The 19254-nt window shown below is 62.9% G+C and carries 19 protein-coding genes; 11 read left to right on the top strand and 8 right to left on the bottom strand.

The genetic code is table 11. The features are described 5' to 3' along the window. The first annotated feature begins 24 nt into the window (after positions 1-24). The 10 genes from ASC75_RS00725 (at position 25) to ASC75_RS00680 (ending at position 11711) form a co-directional block, all read left to right on the top strand. Complete coding sequence (locus ASC75_RS00725; RefSeq protein ID WP_055969246.1) at positions 25-291, top strand: hypothetical protein; 267 nt, start codon at positions 25-27, stop codon at positions 289-291. A gap of 218 nt (positions 292-509) precedes the next feature. Further along, positions 510-1943, top strand: a complete 1434-nt coding sequence (locus ASC75_RS00720) for a UbiA family prenyltransferase (protein ID WP_055969243.1) — start codon at positions 510-512, stop codon at positions 1941-1943. 2 nt (positions 1944-1945) lie between these two features. Continuing rightward, positions 1946-3298, top strand: a complete 1353-nt coding sequence (locus tag ASC75_RS00715) for an FAD-binding oxidoreductase (protein WP_055969239.1) — start codon at positions 1946-1948, stop codon at positions 3296-3298. A 106-nt stretch (positions 3299-3404) separates the two neighbouring features. Beyond that, positions 3405-3839 carry an EamA family transporter gene (locus ASC75_RS00710; RefSeq protein WP_055969236.1) on the top strand — a complete coding sequence of 145 codons (435 nt, stop codon included), beginning with the start codon at positions 3405-3407 and terminating at the stop codon, positions 3837-3839. After that, positions 3836-4843 (top strand): NAD(P)-dependent oxidoreductase, encoded by a 1008-nt coding sequence (locus ASC75_RS00705; protein ID WP_055969233.1) that lies wholly within the window; start codon positions 3836-3838, stop codon positions 4841-4843. Before ASC75_RS00710 ends, ASC75_RS00705 begins: the two co-directional genes overlap by 4 nt. Before the next feature lie 71 nt (positions 4844-4914). After that, complete coding sequence (locus ASC75_RS00700; protein ID WP_244487738.1) at positions 4915-6327, top strand: aspartate aminotransferase family protein; 1413 nt, start codon at positions 4915-4917, stop codon at positions 6325-6327. A gap of 26 nt (positions 6328-6353) precedes the next feature. Continuing rightward, entirely contained in the window at positions 6354-7550 is a 1197-nt protein-coding gene (locus ASC75_RS00695; protein ID WP_156381053.1) for a hypothetical protein, read from the top strand. Between the two features lie 141 nt (positions 7551-7691). Then, entirely contained in the window at positions 7692-10253 is a 2562-nt protein-coding gene (locus ASC75_RS00690) for an FAD-dependent oxidoreductase (protein ID WP_055969227.1), read from the top strand. A gap of 123 nt (positions 10254-10376) precedes the next feature. Continuing rightward, positions 10377-11219 carry a DUF1194 domain-containing protein gene (locus ASC75_RS00685; protein ID WP_055969225.1) on the top strand — a complete coding sequence of 281 codons (843 nt, stop codon included), beginning with the start codon at positions 10377-10379 and terminating at the stop codon, positions 11217-11219. Between the two features lie 84 nt (positions 11220-11303). Continuing rightward, positions 11304-11711, top strand: coding sequence for a hypothetical protein (locus ASC75_RS00680; RefSeq protein WP_244487723.1), 408 nt, complete (start codon positions 11304-11306; stop codon positions 11709-11711). A gap of 10 nt (positions 11712-11721) precedes the next feature. Here ASC75_RS00680 and ASC75_RS00675 read toward each other — a convergent pair whose 3' ends face one another. The 3 genes from ASC75_RS00675 to ASC75_RS00670 all read right to left on the bottom strand — a co-directional run bounded on the left by ASC75_RS00675 (position 11722) and on the right by ASC75_RS00670 (position 13623). Next, entirely contained in the window at positions 11722-12723 is a 1002-nt protein-coding gene (locus ASC75_RS00675; RefSeq protein WP_055969222.1) for a GlxA family transcriptional regulator, read from the bottom strand. Between the two features lie 252 nt (positions 12724-12975). Continuing rightward, positions 12976-13116 carry a hypothetical protein gene (locus tag ASC75_RS26325; protein ID WP_184117355.1) on the bottom strand — a complete coding sequence of 47 codons (141 nt, stop codon included), beginning with the start codon at positions 13114-13116 and terminating at the stop codon, positions 12976-12978. Between the two features lie 327 nt (positions 13117-13443). Next, the gene (locus ASC75_RS00670; RefSeq protein ID WP_055969219.1) at positions 13444-13623 is read right to left on the bottom strand and encodes a hypothetical protein; all 180 of its coding nucleotides are present in this window, start codon (positions 13621-13623) and stop codon (positions 13444-13446) included. 230 nt (positions 13624-13853) lie between these two features. On the opposite strand from ASC75_RS00670, the gene ASC75_RS00665 reads away from it, so the two are divergent. Next, positions 13854-14753 carry a LysR substrate-binding domain-containing protein gene (locus ASC75_RS00665; RefSeq protein ID WP_055969215.1) on the top strand — a complete coding sequence of 300 codons (900 nt, stop codon included), beginning with the start codon at positions 13854-13856 and terminating at the stop codon, positions 14751-14753. Between the two features lie 223 nt (positions 14754-14976). On the opposite strand, the gene ASC75_RS26835 is transcribed toward ASC75_RS00665, so the two are convergent. The 5 genes from ASC75_RS26835 to ASC75_RS00645 all read right to left on the bottom strand — a co-directional run bounded on the left by ASC75_RS26835 (position 14977) and on the right by ASC75_RS00645 (position 19208). Further along, on the bottom strand, positions 14977-15099 hold the full coding sequence (locus ASC75_RS26835) for a hypothetical protein (RefSeq protein WP_280137920.1): 123 nt from the start codon (positions 15097-15099) through the stop codon (positions 14977-14979). Beyond that, the gene (locus ASC75_RS00660; protein ID WP_055969212.1) at positions 15090-15392 is read right to left on the bottom strand and encodes a hypothetical protein; all 303 of its coding nucleotides are present in this window, start codon (positions 15390-15392) and stop codon (positions 15090-15092) included. The genes ASC75_RS26835 and ASC75_RS00660 overlap by 10 nt, the downstream gene beginning before the upstream one ends. A 163-nt stretch (positions 15393-15555) precedes the next feature. Then, positions 15556-15735: a hypothetical protein gene (locus ASC75_RS00655; protein ID WP_055969210.1), complete on the bottom strand. Its 180-nt coding sequence runs from the start codon at positions 15733-15735 to the stop codon at positions 15556-15558. A gap of 223 nt (positions 15736-15958) precedes the next feature. Next, complete coding sequence (locus tag ASC75_RS00650) at positions 15959-18067, bottom strand: ASKHA domain-containing protein (RefSeq protein WP_055969206.1); 2109 nt, start codon at positions 18065-18067, stop codon at positions 15959-15961. Positions 18068-18239: 172 nt separating this feature from the next. Further along, positions 18240-19208, bottom strand: a complete 969-nt coding sequence (locus tag ASC75_RS00645; RefSeq protein WP_055969203.1) for a methyltetrahydrofolate cobalamin methyltransferase — start codon at positions 19206-19208, stop codon at positions 18240-18242. Positions 19209-19254: the final 46 nt, after the last annotated feature.

Here is a 19254-nt window from a genome sequence, read left to right as displayed (position 1 = left end):
GCGGTGGAAACACCGATGATGAGAATGAAAAGGTTTCTTGTCGCCGCAGGCGCGCTCTTCCTGGCCATGTCGGGTGCGGCGCATGCCGCGAGCGCGGTAAACCTCGATACCGAGCCGCGTACGCTGATCGTGACGGAGGGCGGTTCCAAGACCGAACTCGCTCTTGCCGCCGGCGAGACGGTCGAATTCTGCTCGAATGGCTGCTTCGTGACGATGCCGAATGGCGACCGCGAAGCGCTGACCGGTGCGGAGACGGTAGAGATTTCGGGCGGGGTCGCCCGCATCAAGTAAATCGCGGCCCATTGCTGGCAACTGATCGAAAGGCCGGGCGGATGCTCGGCCTTTTGCGTATGTTGCTAACATCTGTTTAAGCATGACCGAGGAAATGACCGGCGCGCCTCCAGCATTCCGCTGCCGCCTTAACCATCCCGAACCCGGTGGCCCGCTATAGCGGACTGGTGGGGGTCCGGAGGGTAATGCCGTCCGGCAAGGGCAGGGCAGGCAGGACGATGGACGCGCGATCAGAAAACAGCGCAATACCGCTCGCGGTCGATCTCGACGGTACGCTGATTGCGACCGATTTGCTATGGGAAGGGCTGTTTGCACTTCTCAAGAAGAACCCTCTGAACATCTTTCTGGTGCCGTTCTGGCTGCTCGGGGGGCCGGCCCGTCTGAAGCAGGCGATTGCGGCTGCGGTCGACATCGATCCGGCAACGCTGCCTTACAGGCCTGAAGTTCTGAAGCGGCTTCGTGACGAACAGTCCAATGGCCGCAAGATCGTGCTTGCCACCGGCACTCCGCGAAAGTTTGCCGATGCGATTGCCCGGCATCTTGGTTTGTTCGATGCCGTGCTTGCCAGTGACGGCGACGAAAACCTGACCTCCGAGCGCAAGCGCAACGCCCTGGTGGCGGCTTATGGCGACGGCGGCTTCGATTATGCCGGCAACAGCCGTCACGATCTCAAGGTATTCGAGGCCGCGCGCGCGGCGATCGTCGTTGCCCCCGACCGCGCCGCCGCGCGCTGGCAGGCAAGCCACGGCTCGGAGCTGATCGCGACGCAGCAGCCGAGCCTGCGTACGATCCTCAAGATGCTGCGTGTCCACCAGTGGCTCAAGAATTCGCTGATCGCGGTACCTCTGGTGCTGGCGCACAAATACGTCAATCTCGACATGCTGGCGCCGGCCTTGCTGGCGTTCGTGTCGTTCAGTGCGGCGGCATCGGCCATCTACATCGTCAATGATTTCTTCGACCTGACGCTCGACCGGTCGCATCCGACGAAGCGCGATCGACCGTTCGCCAGCGGCAAGCTATCGATACCCTTCGGGCTTGCCTCGGTTGCCATCCTGCTCGTCATCAGCCTGGCGACGGCTGCCTTCACGTCGATCGAATTTCTGGCTGTACTGCTCATCTACCTCGTCGCCACGACCGCCTATTCGCTGGCGGTCAAGCGCATGCTGCTGCTCGATGTGCTGACGCTGGCGGGACTTTATACCCTGCGCATCCTGGCGGGTGCGGCAGCGACCGGCGTCGACGTTTCGTTCTGGCTGCTTGCCTTCTCCATCTTTTTCTTCCTGTCGCTGGCGCTGGTGAAGCGCTACGTCGAACTGCGCTCGTCGACGTTGAATGTCGGCGAGCGCATTGCCGGGCGCGGCTACCGCATCGAAGACCAGGACATCGTCGCACAGGCTGGCATGGCCTCGGCCTTTTCGTCGGTGCTGGTGCTGGCGCTCTACATCGACAGCAGCGCCGTGCGCGAACTTTACCGGGAGCCTTGGCTGATATGGCCGCTGGCGCCCATCGTGCTCTACCTCACCATGCGAGTCTGGATACTCGCCCGCCGCGACGAACTGCATGACGATCCTGTGGTCTTCATCATTCGCGACTGGCGCAGCCAGATCGTGGTTCTGATCGGTGCTGCCTTGCTTCTGGTCGCGGGGTGGTGAGCATGGCGGCTGGCGACTACCAAAGCTTCGGCCGCACCAACCCACCTGCTCGCCAGGCGATCGATGTTGCCGAGGCGACCGAATTGCTGACCAGCGGATCGGCGCGCGCAGCGTCGCTGCTCGCCTATGGCAATGGCCGCAGCTACGGCGACAGTTGCCAGAACAGTGGCGGCGCCGTCGTTGACATGCGCTCACACGATCGAATCCTCTCCTTTAATGTGGAGACCGGCGTGATCGAGGCCGAGGCAGGTGTACTGCTTGCCGATATCATCGCGGCGGGAGCGCCGCACGGCTTTTTCCCTGCCGTGGTGCCCGGTACCCAGTTCGTCACGCTCGGCGGCGCGGTCGCCAATGACGTCCATGGCAAGAACCATCATCGCCGCGGCAGCTTCGGCTGCCATGTCGAACGGCTGACGCTGCTGCGCTCCGATGGCCTCACCTATGCCTGTTCGCCATTGGAAAACGCACGGCTGTTTTGGGCGACGATCGGCGGGATGGGGCTGACCGGCATCATTCTTTCCGCCGCCATCCGTCTCATGCGCGTGCCGTCGCTCGACATCGCCGAGACGGTCAAGCCGTTCGGCAGCCTGGAAGAATATTTCGACCTGGCTGAGGCGGCCGACCGCGATAACGAATATGCGGTCGCCTGGATCGATCAATTGGCGGGCGGAAGAAGCGCCGGGCGCGGCCTCTTGCTCGCCGGCAATCACGCTGCCGATGGTGCGCGCGCGACCGCGCAAGGGGCGGCGAGACTGTCGGTGCCGTTCCAGCCGCCGCTGACCCTGCTCAACCGGCCGTTCCTGAGGCTGTTCAACGCCGCCTATGGCTGGCGGCGCGGACGGGCCGCGACCAGCACGGCAAGCTACCGGAAATTCTTCTTTCCGCTCGACCGCGTGGCTGGCTGGAACCGGCTCTATGGCCCGAATGGGCTTTTCCAGCACCAGAGTGCCGTGCCGGTCGAGGCGGCGCGCGAGACCATGTCGGCATTGCTGGCGGCGACACGACAGGCGGGGCAGGGCTCGTTCCTGACGGTGCTCAAGCGTTTCGGCGCGCAGCGGTCGCCAGCCCTGATGTCGTTTGCCCGGCCCGGCTACACGCTGACGCTGGATTTTCCTAACCATGGCCAGCGCACGCTGAGGCTTCTCGCCGAACTCGACCGCATCACTGTAGAGGCCGGTGGCGCGGTCAATCCCTACAAGGACGCCCGCATGTCGGCAGCGACCTTCGCGGCCTCCTTTCCGGATTGGCAGCGGCTCGAAACGATGCGTGATCCAGCGTTCATGTCGGATTTCTGGGCGCGCACCGCGGGTCGACTGGGGTCGCGCAACGGTAGGGCTGCGCAAGCGGCCGAGTAGGCCGCCTGCAATCGGTCGAGAAATGCACAGGTGTTTCAAATTGTACGGAAAGTTTCACGGAATATTCGCGGCTTGCCGCTAGCTTGCGAAGAGAACGGATAAAGCAATGAAATACCTGCCCTTCATTCTTTTCACAGTGATGACCAACGCCGCTGCACAGTTGATGCTCAAGCAGGGCATGATGTCGCTTGGGGCGATTTCGTTCGAGGGTGCAAATCCCTTGGTAAAGCTGCTGCAGATTGTCTTCAGTCCGTGGGTCTTTGCCGGACTTCTGACCTTTGTCATTTCGATGGCGTCGCACCTCTATGTGCTGTCGAAGGTCGAGCTCAGCTTTGCCTATCCGTTCCTCAGCCTGGCCTATGTCGCGGTCGCGGTGTTTGCCTATTTCGTTTTCCGGGAAGACCTGAATGCCTGGCGCATCGCCGGCATTGCTTTCATCTGCGTCGGCACCGTGCTGATCGCCCAGAGCGGCCGCGACCATGATGAAACGGTCGTCACCGCCTCCACCGAACCCACCAAGACAAGCGAGCTCCTGCGATGAGACACGTCATTTTCGGAGGCGACGGTTTCGTCGGTCGCCATCTTGCGCCAAAGCTGATCGCCGACGGCGAGGAAGTTATCGTCGCGGACATCGTCAAGAGCGAGCTGGCGCATTACCGAAACGTGCGTTTCGTCCAGTGCGACGTGACCGACCCTGCGTCGATCGCGGCACTCGGCCTCAAGATCGATGACGTGGTCTACAATCTGTCGGCCAAGATGCTGTCGCCGATCCAGGTCCGGGCCAAGCGGCACGACTTCTTCTTCCCGGTCAACTATTTCGGCACCGAGAACATCATCAAGGCGATGGACCATGCGGGCGCGTCGAAGCTCGTGCACTACACGACCGACATGATCTACGGCCACACGGTCACCTATCCGATGACCGAGGAGCATCCGGTGGCGCCGCTGGGCGAATATGGCTGGTCGAAGCAGAAGACCGAGGAACTGGCCGCGGTGTGGCGCGACCGCGGCATGAACATCTCGCTGTTCCGGCCACGCCTGATCATCGGCCCCGGTCGTCTCGGTATCCTGGAAAAGCTGTTCAAGCTGATCGACTGGAACCTTCCCGTGCCGATGATCGGCTCGGGCAGGAACCCGTATCAGTTCATCTCGGTGTTCGATTGCGCCGAGGCGGCACGTCTGGCCTGGAAGGCCGGCGTGCCCAACGAGGCCTACAACCTCGGTTCGCTCAACCCGCCGCCGGTGCGCAAACTCCTCGGCGACCTGGTCAAGCATGCCGGCTCGAAGTCGATCCTGCTGCCGACGCCGGCCTGGGCGGTCAAGCGGACGCTCGACCTGCTCGACCTCTTGAACTTGCCGATCATGGACCCCGAGCAATATCTGATCGCCGACGAGGAATGCGTGCTCGACGTCAGCAAGGGCGACCGCCAACTCGGCTGGGTGCCAAAGTATCGCGACGAAGACATGCTGATCGCTGCCTACAAGGAATACCGCGCCAAGAAGGACAGCGTCGCTGCTGGCGCGCACCACGCCCCGGCCGAATGAAGGATATGACCATGACGCTCGTTACCAAGCCGGATGCAGCCAGTTCCCTCGCCATTGGCGGTGCCCCCGCAATGTCGGCCACGGCGATCGCCAAGCCGAAGCTGATGACGGTCGAGCAGGCCAAGTCGCTCGACGTCGCGAAGATGACCGACCTCTTCAAGGCGCATCTCAACCCGGGCCAGCTGCATTTCATGAAGCTGCTCGGCTTTCACAAGATCAAGATCGAGCGTGCCGAGGGCATGCACTACATCGACCAGAACGGCCGCAAGATCCTCGACTTCTTCGGCGGATTCGGCTCGCTGGCGCTCGGCCACAACCATCCGCGCGTGACCGAGGCGCGCAAGAAATTCCAGGACGAGAAGCGTCACGAGATCGGCATCGCCTTCATGTCCCAATACGCATCGGCGCTGGCCTACAATCTGGCCCAGATTTCGCCGGGCGACCTCGACATGGTCTTCTTCGGCTCGTCCGGCTCGGAAGCGATGGAGGCGGCGGTCAAGCTTGCCGAGCGCGCGGCGGGCCCGGCGCGTCCCAAGATCGTCTATGCCGAGAACTCGTTTCACGGCAAGACCAAGGGCGTGCTCTCGATCACCGACGGTGCGCTTTATCGCGGTGAGTTCCGGCTCACCGACAACACCGCGCGCGTGCCCTTCGGTGACATCGACGCTGTCGAGAATGCGTTCCGTTCCGATCCGGCAATCGGTGCCATCGTGCTCGAAACCATCCAGGGCGGCGGCGGCATCAACCAGGCACCGGCTGAGTACTGGCAGAAGCTGCGCGCGCTCTGTGACAAGTACGGCGTCATCTGGGTTGCCGACGAGGTGCAGTGCGGTGTCGGTCGTTCGGGCCGCTTCTACGCCTTCGAGCATTACGATGTCGTGCCCGACATCACGGCCGTCGCCAAGTCGCTCGGCGGCGGCAAGGCGGCCATGGCGGCGATGATCGCCCGCCGCGACGTCTACATGAAAGCCTACGGCACCCCCAAGACGGCGATGATCCACGCTATGGCGACTTTCGGCGGCATCGGCGAAGGCTGCATCACTGCAATTGAGACGCTCAACGTGCTTTACGACGAGGGGCTGATCGAGAACTCCGCTGCGACCGGCGCCTATCTGCTGGAGCGGCTGGAAGAGCTCAAGGCGAAATATCCCAAGATCATCAAGGATGTGCGCGGCAAGGGTCTGATGGTCGGCCTGGAGTTCCACGATTTCTCGCAGACCTTGCCGATGGTGCTGCGTCCGGTCGTCAGCGTGCTCGACGACAAGCTCAAGGGCTCGCTTTCGGGCTTCGTCGGGGCGCTGCTGCTGCGCGACTACGACGTGCTGGTGGCCTTCACCGAGTACAACCGCAACGTCGTTCGCTTGCTGCCGCCGCTGACCTGCAGCCGTGGCGATGTCGATGTGCTGGTCCAGTCTCTCGACAGCCTTCTTGGGCGCGGCATCGTTTCCATCGTCAAGGACTTCGTGAAGAGCCAGGTCGGTTGACGCACAGGGCGGGCGGGAAACTCGAGATGATGGCTCGCGGCGGAACGGTCATGGATTGGGCGCTGCGGAGGGGCATCGTCCAATGGCTTACACAGGCGCTCGGCAGCAAGCGATTGCTCGACCGCCTGGCGACGGCATTCTTTGCCGTCGTCTGCCTCGCCATCTCGGCCTATGCGCTGGTCCGGCCCGACTACAACTGGGACATGGTCGCCTATGTCGCGACGGCGCTCGAGGATCGCCACAGCGATCCGGTCGAACTTCACGCCGAAACCTGGAAGCTGATCGGCGAGCGCGCGAGCGACACCCAGCTTTATGCGCTGCAACAGAGCAACCCGTACAACCTCAACCAGTGGCAGAACCCTGCCGACTTCCAGTCACAATTGTCGATGTATCGGGTGAAGGTGGCCTACATCGCGACGTTGCGGGCGCTTGAGCCGGTCGTCGGGCTTGTTAACGCCGCCATCCTGCTGAGCGTCCTGCCGTCGCTGGCGCTAGGGGGCTTCTGCCTCTTCTGGCTTGCCAGGGAGGACGCCCTGCAAGGGGTGTTCGTGCTAGCGCCGCTGCTGGTGCTCGCCGACTATGCCCATATGACCACGGCCGTCGTGCCCGACATGCTGGTCTCGCTGGTCTCGTTCGTTGCGATCTACCTGCTGCTCAGGAAACGCGACCTTGCTGCCTGCGTGCTGCTGTTCGCGTCAGTATTCCTGCGGCCCGACAACATCATCCTGGTCTTTGCGCTGCTGTTGACAGCCATCGCCTTCGGTTGGCGCGTGCTGCCGCTTCTCATCACCTTCGTGGCGGCGCTGGCCGGCGGCATGATCGTTGCCAGGCTCGGCGGTCATCCGGGCTGGTGGGCGCACTTCTATTTCTCATGCGTGCAGATCCAGAACTCGATGGCGAATTTCCATCCCGATTTTTCGTTGGTCGACTTTGCCCGCGGCTACGTCAGGGGGGCGGTCGTTGCCGTGATGGACAATGAATGGCCGGCGATCCTGGCCTTGCTGCTGGCCGGTTGGGCGCTGCTTGCCCGCGCCGGACCGATGGGAGGCGGCCGGGAGAACGCACTGGTCTTCGCCTTGGCAATTGGCACGCTGGGCAAGTTCGCCAGCTTTCCACTGCCCGACGACCGCTTCTTCTTCGTCTTCATCGGGGCGATGAGCATGATGCTGGTGACGATGTGGAAGCCGCGTTTCGACACGGCCGTTGCACAGCGAGCCGCATAGCGGATGCATGCCGTTTGGCAGGCTGCGTAAGCTTCAATTTCGCGAGGTCGCGCGGCTCTTTGGCAATGTCGCAAACAGGCTGCAATTGTGCGGTCCCGCCCTATAGTCTGCCGCCAAACTATCATCTCGGAGTCGAGGGCAATGGCAGAGTTTCCGAAAAAGGCGAAGGTCGTCATCGTCGGGTTGGGCGGTATTGTCGGTGCGTCCATTGCCCATCACCTGATCGAGCGTGGCTGGGACGACATCGTCGGCATCGACAAGTCGGGCGTGCCCACCGACATCGGCTCGACGGCGCATGCCTCCGATTTCTGCTACACCACCAGCCATGACTATCTGTCGGTCTGGACGACGCAGTATTCCATCGATTTCTACGAGAAGATGGGCCACTACGCCCGCATCGGCGGTCTGGAAGTGGCGCGCACCGGCGACGACACCTGGATGGAAGAGATCAAGCGCAAGCTGTCCTCCGCCAAGGCCTTCGGCACCCGCGCGCACTATGTCTCGCCGTCCGAGATCAAGGCGATGTTTCCGCTGATCGAGGAAGATCAGGTCATGGGCGGCATGTTCGATCCGGACGCCGGCCTGGTCATCCCGCGTTCGCAGACGGTGGCGGGCAAGCTGGTCGATGCCGCAGAAAAATCAGGCAAGCTCCAGGTTTTCGGCAACACGCCGGCGACGTCGCTGATCGTCGAGGGCGGGCGCATCAAGGGTGTCGTCACGCATCGCGGCACCATCATGGCCGACCATGTCGTCGTTTGCGCCGGCATCTGGGGCCGCCTGATCGCCGAGATGGTCGGCGAGGACCTGCCGGTGATGCCGGTCGACCACCCGCTGACCTTCTTCGGCCCCTACAACGAGTTCGAAGGGACGGGCAAGGAAATCGGCTTCCCGCTGCTGCGCGACCAGGGCAACTCAGCCTACATGCGCGACACCGGCGATCCGAAGACTACCGAAGGTGGCCAGATCGAGTGGGGCTATTACGAGACCACCAATCCGCGCCTCTGCCATCCGCGCGACATTCTCGAAAAGCACGAAGCGCGCCTGTCGCCGTCGCAGCGCGACCTCGACATGGAACAGATCATGGAGCCGCTGGAGCGCGCCATGGAGCTGACGCCGATCCTCGGCGAGATCGGCTACAACGAAAGCCACTCGTTCAACGGCTTGCTGCAAGTTTCCGCCGCCGGCGGCGCCTCCTGCGGCGAGAGCCAGAAGGTGCGCGGTCTCTGGTACTGCGTAGCCATCTGGGTCAAGGACGGCCCCGGTTACGGCAAGCTGATCGCCGACTGGATGACCGACGGCCGCACCGAGATCGACCACAACTCGATCGACTATGCCCGCTTCTATCCACACCAGCTGGAGGAGAAGTTCATCGAAGGCCGTACCTTCGAAGCGGCTCAAAAGATCTATTTCCCGGCCGTGCACACCCGCGAGCCCTATGCGACGGGGCGCAACGTCAAGCGTTCGCCGTTCTACGAGCGCGAAGTCGAGCTCGGCGGCTATTTCATGGAGCTCGGCGGCTGGGAGCGTGCGCATGGCTACAAGGCCAATGAGCACTTGCTGGAAAAATACGGCAATCGGGTGCCGGTGCGCGAGAACGAATGGGACAGCCGCCACTTCTGGCGTGTTTCCAATGCCGAGCATCTTGCGATGAGCGAGGATTGCGGCATCGTCAACCTCAGCCATTTCCACATGGTCGACATCGAGGGCCCTGACCATGTCGAACTGCTCGAATGGCTTTGCGCCGCCAAGATCGGTGGCGACGGCAACATCGGCAAGGGCGTCTACACCCACTTCCTCGACGACGAGGGCATGGTGCGCGCCGACTTCACCGTCTTCCGCATGGCCGACCGCTGCCGCCTCGTGAACGGTGCCGACGCAGGCCCGCGCGATTTCCACTACATGAAGCGCGTCGCCGAGGATCGTGGCCTCGACGTCACGATCTCCGACGTCTCGGAAAAGTTCATCACCATCGGCATCTGGGGCCCGAACGCCCGTGAGACGCTAAAGAAGGTGACGGCGGATCCCGTTGGTCTCGACCAGGAGAACTTCGCCTTCGCTGCGATCAAGCAGATCGACATCGCAGGCAAGAACGTGACAGCCTTCCGCATCTCCTATGTCGGCGAACAGGGCTGGGAGCTGCACATGAAATACGAGGACGGCCTTGCCGTCTGGGATGCGCTGCGCGCGACCGGCGTCATGGCGTTCGGTGTCGAGACCTATGCCAATTCGCGCCGCATGGAAAAGAGCCTGCGCCTGCAGAACGCCGATCTGCTGACCCAGTACAATCTCATCGAGGCCGATCTTGCCCGTCCGAAGGTCAAGGACGCGGATTTCCGCGGCAAGGCCAAGCACTTGGAGTACAAGGCACGCGACCACCAGCCGGCCATGCTGTGCACGCTGGTCATGACCGAGAACACCGACGGGAACGGCGTCAAGCGCTACCCTGTCGGCACGCTGCCGGTCATGGATCCGCAGACGGGCGCTGTTCTCGTCGACGAGCTCGGCCGCCGCTCCTACACGACCTCCGTCGCTTATGGCCCGACCATCGGCAAGAACATCGCGCTCGCCTACCTGCCGCACGCTTATGCCCAGGAAGGCCGCAAGCTGCAGGTCGAGTATTTCGGCGAGACTTATCCAGTCGAAGTCGCAGGCGTTGGCTACAAGCCGCTCTACGACCCGGAGAACCTCAAGCCGCGGAGCTGATCGCCATTCTTGTCGGCTTGGCGCAGGCATTCGGACAGCACTTCGCAACAATGTGAATGAAAAGCTCGGCATTCTTGCCGGGCTTTTCTTTTGAAGTGGAGGATTCTCGCTTACCCTCAATGAATGTCTGCTGTGGCCAAAGCTCTTTTTGCAGGCGGTGCCGCTGTGGCGCTGATGCTCGGCCTCGCGTCCCCTTCCCAGGCAGTCGAGCAGGTCGATGTCGAGCTGGTGCTTGCCGTCGACGTTTCGCTGTCGATGTCGCCGGATGAACTCGAAATCCAGCGCCACGGCTATGCCGCCGCCCTGACGCATGAACGCGTATTGCAGGCGATCGCCGAAGGTGCCTATGGCAAGATCGCCGTCACCTATGTCGAGTGGGCAGGGTCGACCTCCCAGATCGTCATCGTGCCGTGGACGGTCATTGCCAATCGCGCCGACGCCGAGCGCGTGGTTCGCCAGCTCACCGCCAAGCCACCCAACAGTGCTCGCCGGACCTCGATCTCCAGCGCGCTCGAATTCGGCAGCGATCTGTTCGCGGAAAGCGCCTTTCGCGGCATGAAGCGGGTGATCGACATCTCCGGCGACGGGCCGAACAACCAGGGGCCGCCGGTCGATCTCATCCGCGACGGCGTGGTGGCCCAGGGGATCACCATCAACGGGCTGCCGCTGATGACCAATGGCGGCTTCGGCAATGCCTATGACGTCGAGGATCTCGATCGCTACTACGCCGATTGCGTCATCGGCGGGCCGGGCGCCTTCATGATCCCGGTCAACGAGTGGTCGCAGTTTCCCGAAGCGATACGGCGCAAGCTGGTGATGGAACTGGCCGGCCCGGCTTCGCCCCAATGGGCTGCTGAGGAGGCTGCTCATCCGCCCGTCGTGCTTGCCCAGGCGCGACCGAAATACGATTGCCTGGTCGGCGAGAAGCTGTGGCGCGACCGTTCCTGGCTGTGGGACAGCCGCTAGAATTTCCGATGTTGCCATACAAGCGTCAATGTTGGGGAGCGCAAGGTTCCCCGAACCGTTGACGTATGGAAGGAAACTCGGATCGTGAAACGCCAAGCAGCCATTGCAGCGGTCGCTTCGGTCCTCATGGTCGGCACTGCCGGCGCTCAATACTATGAGGACGAAACCGCGTGCGAGATGTATGAGCACGTCTCGTTCCGCGGGCGTGTCCTGCCGATGGCGTCAGGCCAGTCCGTCAGCTTTCGCAACGGGCAGTTCTGGAACGACAGGGTATCGTCGGTGCGCGTCGCCCCGGGCTGTTCGCTCGTCGCCCACGAGCACACCCGAATGGGAGGCGCATCGCAGGAGTTTTTCCGCAACGTGCGCTCGGTCGGCGGCTGGAACGACGTGATATCATCAGCCGAATGCATCTGTGACGACCAGGGATACGACGACTACCAGGACGGCGGTTCCGACGATTACCGGGATGGCGGTTACGACGGCGACCAGTAAGTGCCGCCGCTCAAGCCGCGATCAGCTGTTTTCGATCGAGGCGCTCCTGCTGCGGCGAGCGGGCATAGAGCTCGCGGTAGCATTTGGAGAAATGCGAGGCCGAGACGAAGCCGCAGGCGACCGCGACCTCGACCACCGGCATCGATGACTGGATCAGCAGGTGGCGGGCGCGGTCGAGCCTGATCTCGAGATAGTAGCGGGCAGGGGAGCGGCCCATCTCCGTCCGGAACAGGCGTTCGATCTGGCGGCGCGACAGCCCGACATGGTCGGCGATCTCGATCAGCGACAGCGGCTCCGACAGGTTCGCCTCCATCAGCTCGATGATGGTCAACACCTTGGAGTTCTGCACACCCAGCCGTGCGCGCAGCGGCAGCCTCTGGCGGTCGGTGGGGCTGCGCACGCGGTCGGTCAGCACCTGTTCGCAGATGCGGTTGACGAGATTGTCGTCGAAATCGTCGCCGATCAGCTTCAGCATCATGTCGAGCGCGGCGGTGCCGCCGGCGCAGGTGTAGATGTTCTGGTCGACCTCGAAGAGGTCGGCGTAGACATTGGCCTTGGGGAAGGCCTCGGAGAAGCCGGGCAGGTTTTCCCAATGGATGGCGCAGCGCTTGTTGGACAGCAGGCCGGCATTGGCCAGCACATAGGCACCGGTGCACAGGCCGCCGACGGCGACGCCGCGATTGTACTCCTCGCGCAGCCAGGCAAAGACTGACTTGTTGGTGTAGGTCTCGACATTGATGCCGGTGCAGACGATGACCATCGACGGGCGCTCGGGCCCGGCCATCTTCTTGCGCTCCTCTTCGAGCGAGGTGTCGACCGCGCATTCGACGCTGTTGGACGCGCGCACCGCCTTGCCGTCGATGCTGGCAAGCCGCCATTTGTAGGCTTCATAGCCGAGCATGCGATTGGCGATGCGCAGCGGGTCGAGGGCAGTTGCAAACGCAACCATGGTGAAATCGGGTACGAGGAAGAACACAAGCGATCGTTTGATCGGATGTCTGATGGCGTTCAAAGGAACCCTCACGCTGGCCGGAAACGGCGCGAACCTGATGTCGCGAATAGCATAGCGACAACAGCAAATTCCCTTGCTGTCAATGGGTTTGGGCCTGTCGCTAAAATTAAATCTGCGACATCGGTGTCCGTTGCCCCTGGATTTTCGGCAGTGTGGCGCTTGTGAGGCGGCAGGCATGAAAAAACCGCCGCTCCGGCGTTGGCCGGAGGGCGGTCAGGTTGCGATCCGCGGGAGGGAGCGGATCGGCTCGATTCAGCCGATGAGCATGCCAAGGCGATTGGCGGCCAAGGCGCCGGTCTGGCCGGGCATCGTCTTGGCAAGGCGCTGGCGCTCGATCGCGGTCGAGAGCGTTGCGTTGCGGCCGATGCCGAAAAGGCGGGCGAAAATCTTCATGACACGTCTCCATGCATCCAGGTTACACGGGGTGCCTTCGCGCTCTGGAGTGGGGCAGCTCGTTTGATGATGCGCATATAGGGCTTGGACACGGCCCCGTATGCTGCAAAAACGAAGCGGCGAGCGACAAAAGCGACATCGTTTCCGACAGCTTCGAAATCGTGCATCGAATGTCGGAAAATAGTCAATATTTACAGTTACTTGAGTCTCAGGTTGCGGGCCATGCGTGCAGGTCGCATTGGTGTGCAGGGGTGCATGGCTGTCGCGAGAGCGCCGTGCGATCGGACCTGCCGGATCCTTGTGCGGCAGGCCGTTCTTCAGTCTCGCTCAGTGCGCCTGGCCGCCATTGCCATGACGATAGCCGGTTTCGGAATCGAAGGCCTCGGGCCAGCCGATGTCCTTCTGCAATTCAAGCGGGAGGGAACTGATCGAGCGCGCGGTGCGATTGCGGGCGCGGGCTGCGTTGAACCCGCTGGCGATACGACCGATCGATGAAAGAATAGACATTGCGGTTACCTTTCCTCATGGGCCGGTCCAAGGCCGGCTTCAGGTGCTCGCCCGGTGGGCACCGCTGGTTTCAAACCGTCTTGCGCACATTCGCGCTTCTGCTTCCGGGCAACCTCGATGCTGGAGCCTATGCCCCGTGCTTCGATGGAGTTGACTATCGCCGAGACATGAGGTTCAATCAAACGAAATGAAATGATGTGTTCGATCAGAAATATTGAAGGACATCGGTCATGAACGCGCCACTCAATCATCCTCTGCCGTTGCTCGATCTCGATGTGCTGCGCACCTTCGTGGCGATCGCCGAGACGGGCAGCTTCACGACCGCCGCCAATGCGGTGTTCCGCACACCGTCGGCCGTTTCGATGCAGATCAAGAAGCTCGAGGACATTCTCGGCCGGTCGGTGTTCCTGCGCGACGCCCGTTCGGTGGCGCTGACGACCGATGGCGAGATGCTGCTCGGTTATGCCCGCCGCATGCTGGCGATCAATCGCGAGGCGGTGTCGAAGTTCATCATTCCCGACATCGTCGGCGTGGTACGGCTGGGTTCGCCCGATGATTTCGGCGAGCGCGTGCTGCCGTTCGTGCTCAAGCGTTTCGCCCAGACCCATCCTGCAATCGCCGTCGACGTCATCATCGACCAGAGCAGCAATTTGCGCCGGCGCATGGACGACCGCGCCCTCGACATCACGTTGCTCACCAATGCGTGCAAGGCCAATGCGGCCGGTGCGGAGACGCTTCTGACGGAGCCGATCGTCTGGGCCGGTGCCAAGGGTGGCTGCGCCCATATGCGCGAGCCGTTGCCGGTGTCGCTGTGGGAAGAGGGTTGTGCCTGGCGGGCAGGGGCGCTGGAGGCGCTGGGCCGCGAGGGACGTAACTACCGTGTCGCCTACATGAGCGCGCACACGGCAGGCCAGCGCGCCGCGATCCTTTCAGACCTGGCCGTTGCGCCACTGCCGAAATCCTTCCTTGGCGAAGAACTCGTCGAACTCGGCCCCAAGGACGGCATGCCGGAGATCGGCAACTATAGCCTGGCGATGATCGTGGCGCCGGAGGCGAGCGCACCGGTGAAGGCTGCCGCCGATCACATCCGCGCGGCGTTCGAAACCTTCAATCTCACCGGCAAGTTCTGAAGCTCAGCGCCTGACCGACACCGCGGCCCAGCGATAGACCTTCGCCATCGCTGATGGCGGCGGGTTCCAGTCGAGGTCGCGCTGGATCTCGGGCGGCAGCGCATTCATGATCCGCGCCGTCCTGCGCTCGTTGCGCGCCTGTTTGTAACGGGCGCCGAGGCGACCGAGTTAGTCAAATAAAGGCATGGCGCCTGTCCGTCGGATTTGCCTGGAGATCTGGGATCTAGCCGACGCGGCGCATCGCCTTGAGCGTCCAGCGCAAGCGCCGGTCGGCCGCGGCAGGCCGACCGGGGCTGCGACTGCGGAACGCCAGCATGTGGACCTTTTCGGCGAAGGTCACGCGCAACGTGCTTTCCGCCCGTCGAAGGCGATCACGTTCGACATCGAAGCCAGCGGACCGACCGGCCAGCCAAGCTCGATCTGGATGTCGAGCGGCAGCTTGTTCATCAGCAGCGCCACGCGGCCGTATTTGTGGAGTTGGCCTGCGGTGCCCGTCCCATGGCGAGACGGTCCCTCGATCCAGCCGAGTTCGACCTGCAATTCGCGCGGCAGGCCATTCATCATCTTTTCGACGCGCCCGTCACGACGGGCATGCCTGAGCACGGCGCCAAATTGATGAAACTCACCGATGATGGACATGGATGTCTCCTGGGACTACGGGTCGGCGGCGCTACGCGAGACTGGGATGCGCCGCCGACCGGGCAGAAGTTTACGTTCGCTTATGTTTCACTTTGATATCGCCTAGTCGTTTTTCTGTTTCAGGATGAAAGGATTCTGAAACAGAACGGACAGCCGGATGAGGCTAGCGTTGCGACAAGAAGGCCGAATGGAGTGCCCTGATCTGCTCATCGCACCCAGCCGGCCAGCCGATGTCCTTCTGGATTTCAGGCGGCAGGCTATTCAGATGGCGCAGCGACCTGGCGTTGCGCCGTGCCTTGCGGATGTCGGCACCGTAGCGGCTTATCGAACCAATGATCGACATGGATGTCTCCTTTTCATCGTGAGTGCCGATGCAGGGACGTCCGCAGGCGGCAATTGACGAGCGGAAACTAGTTCGGATTTGTTTCGGGTCGATTTCGTTTCAACGCAGGATTGTGCTGAAACGGTTGCGCAGTGGAAACATGCCCGATACGGACATGCTAGCACGAAAGCGCTTCAGCGGGGCACGAAATCCCCGCCCAGGCCCCGTGTCCTGCCTAATCCGCTCAGTCGCGGGCGCGCCGCGCGGCGCGTTCCTCGCGAGAACGGCGCCGCGGAGAGGCGTCCGCTGCCTCGCCTTCCGCACCAGACACCTTGCGCGGCGGCAATTTTACCTGCTCGGCGAGCTGGGGGAACGGATCGACCTTGTTGGGCAGGGCCATGGCGTTGATGAACAGCTGCTGGAAGTGCGGTTCGAGGGCAGTCTCGATCTTCTCGATCCGGCCGACCTCCTGCTCGATCTCGCGGCGATGGTCGCGGTTGAGCAGCGCCATCAGGGCGCCGGTGCCGGCTGCATTGCCGACAGCCTTGACTTCGCTCAGGACACAGTCCGGGATCAGGCCGAGCACCATGGCATATTTCGGATCGATGAAAGAGCCGAAGGCACCGGCGAAGCGGATGGTGTCGACCGTCTCGACGCCCTGCTTTTCCATCAGAAGCTTCACGCCGGCATAAAGTGCTGCCTTGGCCAACTGGATGGCGCGGATATCGTTCTGCGTCACCGTGATGCGCGGCTCGCCCTGGCGGCCTTCGCGCAGCAGATAGGAGAAGGTCCGGCCGTTCGGGATGATGCGGGGGCTCTTGGCCATCAGCGTGCCGTCGACGACGCCGTCTTCGGAGATGATCCCCGACAGATACATTTCAGCCACGACCTCGATGATGGCCGAGCCGCAGATGCCGGTAACGCCGGTGGTCCACGATTCTTCCTCGAAGCCTTCCTCGTCGGACCATTTGTCGGTGCCGATGACGCGGTACTTCGGTTCCAGCGTTTCGGGATCGATGCGCACGCGTTCGATGGCACCCGGTGCGGCGCGCTGGCCGGAGGAGATTTCGGCGCCTTCGAAGGCCGGGCCGGTGGGCGAGGATGCGGCGACGACGCGGTTCCTGTTGCCAAGAACGATCTCGGCATTGGTGCCGACATCGACGAGCAGCATCATCTTGTCCTGGCGGTATGGGCCTTCCGAGAGCGTCGCTCCGGCGGCATCGGCGCCGACATGGCCGGCGATGCAGGGCAGGGTGTAGAGGCGCGCGCCGCGGTTGACCTCGATGTCGATCTCATGCGCCCAGAACTGCAGCGCGCCCGAGACGGCGAGTGCGAACGGTGCCTGGCCAAGCTCGGTCGGATCGATGCCGAGGAACAGGTGGTGCATGATCGGGTTGGCGACGAAGACGCAGTCGAAGATGTCCTCTCGGTTGGCCTGGCCCTCTTCGCAGACCTTGCCGATCAGCGAATTGACCGCCTCGCGCACGGCCTTGGTCATGGCCTCGCGGCCATCCGGGTTCATCATCACGTACGAGACGCGGCTCATCAGGTCTTCGCCGAAGCGGATCTGCGGGTTCGATGTGCCCGACGATGCGGCGATGCGGCCCGATAGCAGCGATACCAGGTGCATGGCGATCGTGGTCGAGCCGATGTCGCAGGCGATGCCATAGGCCTCGTTCTTGAGGCCGGGGAAAAGACCGATGATGAAGGGCCGCGAGGAATCCATGTCGCGATGGACCACGGCAGTCACGCCCCATTTGCCGGGGCTGACTTCGGGCTGGTCAGGCAGCTTGGTGCGCAGGATCTTCTGGACCTGGGGGATGAGGTGGGGCGCGACCAGCAGGTCCTTCCAGCCCCAGTCCTTTTCGAGCGCGACCTTGAGGCGGTCGAGGTCGCCGAGCGGCTTGTGCATGTCAGGCTCTTCCAACTCGACATAGCAGAGCTGGACGGCGGCATTGCGCTCGATGACGCGGTCGGTAGCCGCCTTGCGCACCACCTGGGCGTTGATGACGGTGTCTTGCGGCACGTCGATGACGAGGTCGCCGGCAATGGTCGCAGAGCACGACAGACGACGTCCCTCGGGCAGGCCGCGCACGCGCTCGTAGCGCTCTTCCTTCGGACCCTTTGGCGAGATGTGGTCGTTGGACGAGACGATCTTGTGCTTGGCGAAATTGCCTTCCTGGACCTCGATCTGGCAGCGGCCGCAGGTGGCGCGTCCGCCGCACACACTCTCGACATAGACGCCGAGCTGGCGCGCGGCATCGAGGATGGGCGTTCCCACCGGGAACCGTCCGCGCTTGCCCGAGGGCATGAAGAGCACCAGCGGGTCGGTGATGTTGGCGGGAGAGTTCATTGCAATACTCCAGTCTGCACCGGGGCTGTGGCGTCGCGCGACTTCCATTTGCCGGTACCTTCTCCCCGGGGCCGGGAAGAAGGGAAATTCTGCGACGCCAACGCTTCCCGTCGTTCGTCGACGGAGCTGCAGCGGAAGCGAGATGTGGCGTCGCTGATCACGATGTCTTTGGCTACCCCCTGGCCATCCGAGCTTCACGGCCGCCGCGGCGGCGGCCGCCGGCGGCGTCGCCTGGCGCAGTGACCGCGACCGATGCTGCCACGGCGTGTCCACCTTCGGCCGGCTTGTAGTCCTTGTAGGTCTTGATCCAGTTGGTGCAGTGCTCGTCGGTGCCGTTGAGCACGTTGGCGCCGCGGACTGCTTCCATTTCCTGGGGCCGAACCGGGTTCATGATCGCCGAGGTCATGCCGGCGCCGATGACCATCGGGATGAAGGCGGCGTTGATGCCGTGCCGATGCGGCAGGCCGAACGAGATGTTGGACAGGCCGCAAGTGGTGTTGACCTTGAGCTCCTCGCGCAGCCGGCGCAGCAGCGCAAAGACCTGGCGGCCGGCATCGCCCAGCGCGCCGATCGGCATGACCAGCGGGTCGACGACGACGTCATGGGCGGGAATGCCGAAGTCGGCGCAACGCTCGACGATCTTCTTGGCGACCGCAAAGCGGACATCCGGATCCATCGAAATGCCGGTTTCGTCGTTGGAGATGGCGACGACGGGCACATTGTACTTCTTGACCAGCGGCAGGATCGCTTCGAGCTTTTCTTCTTCGCCGGTGACGGAATTGACCAGCGGGCGGCCCTTGGCGACCTTGAGCGCCGCTTCGATGGCTGCCGACACCGAGCTGTCGATGGCCAGCGGCAGGTCGACGAGGTTCTGGACGATCTCCAGCGTCTGCACCAGCAGGCCCGGTTCGGTCTCGTTCGGGTTGACCGAAGTGACGCCGGCATTGATGTCGAGCATCGTCGCGCCGCAGGCGGCCTGCTCCAGTGCGTCCTTGATGACGGTCTCGAAATTGCCGGCGACCATCTCGGCGGCCAGCTTCTTGCGGCCGGTCGGGTTGATGCGTTCGCCGATCACGCAGAAGGGCTGGTCGAAACCGATGACGATTTCGCGGGTCGCCGAGGCGACGATGGTGCGGGTCATGTATCCTCTCCGTGGGATATAAAGATTTCTTTATATCGTTGTCTGT

The sequence above is a fragment of the Aminobacter sp. DSM 101952 genome (assembly GCF_001424795.1).
Taxonomy (GTDB): domain Bacteria; phylum Pseudomonadota; class Alphaproteobacteria; order Rhizobiales; family Rhizobiaceae; genus Aminobacter; species Aminobacter aganoensis.
The sequence above is the reverse complement of the archived record's forward strand: the minus strand, read 5'-3'. Positions and strand labels throughout refer to the sequence as shown.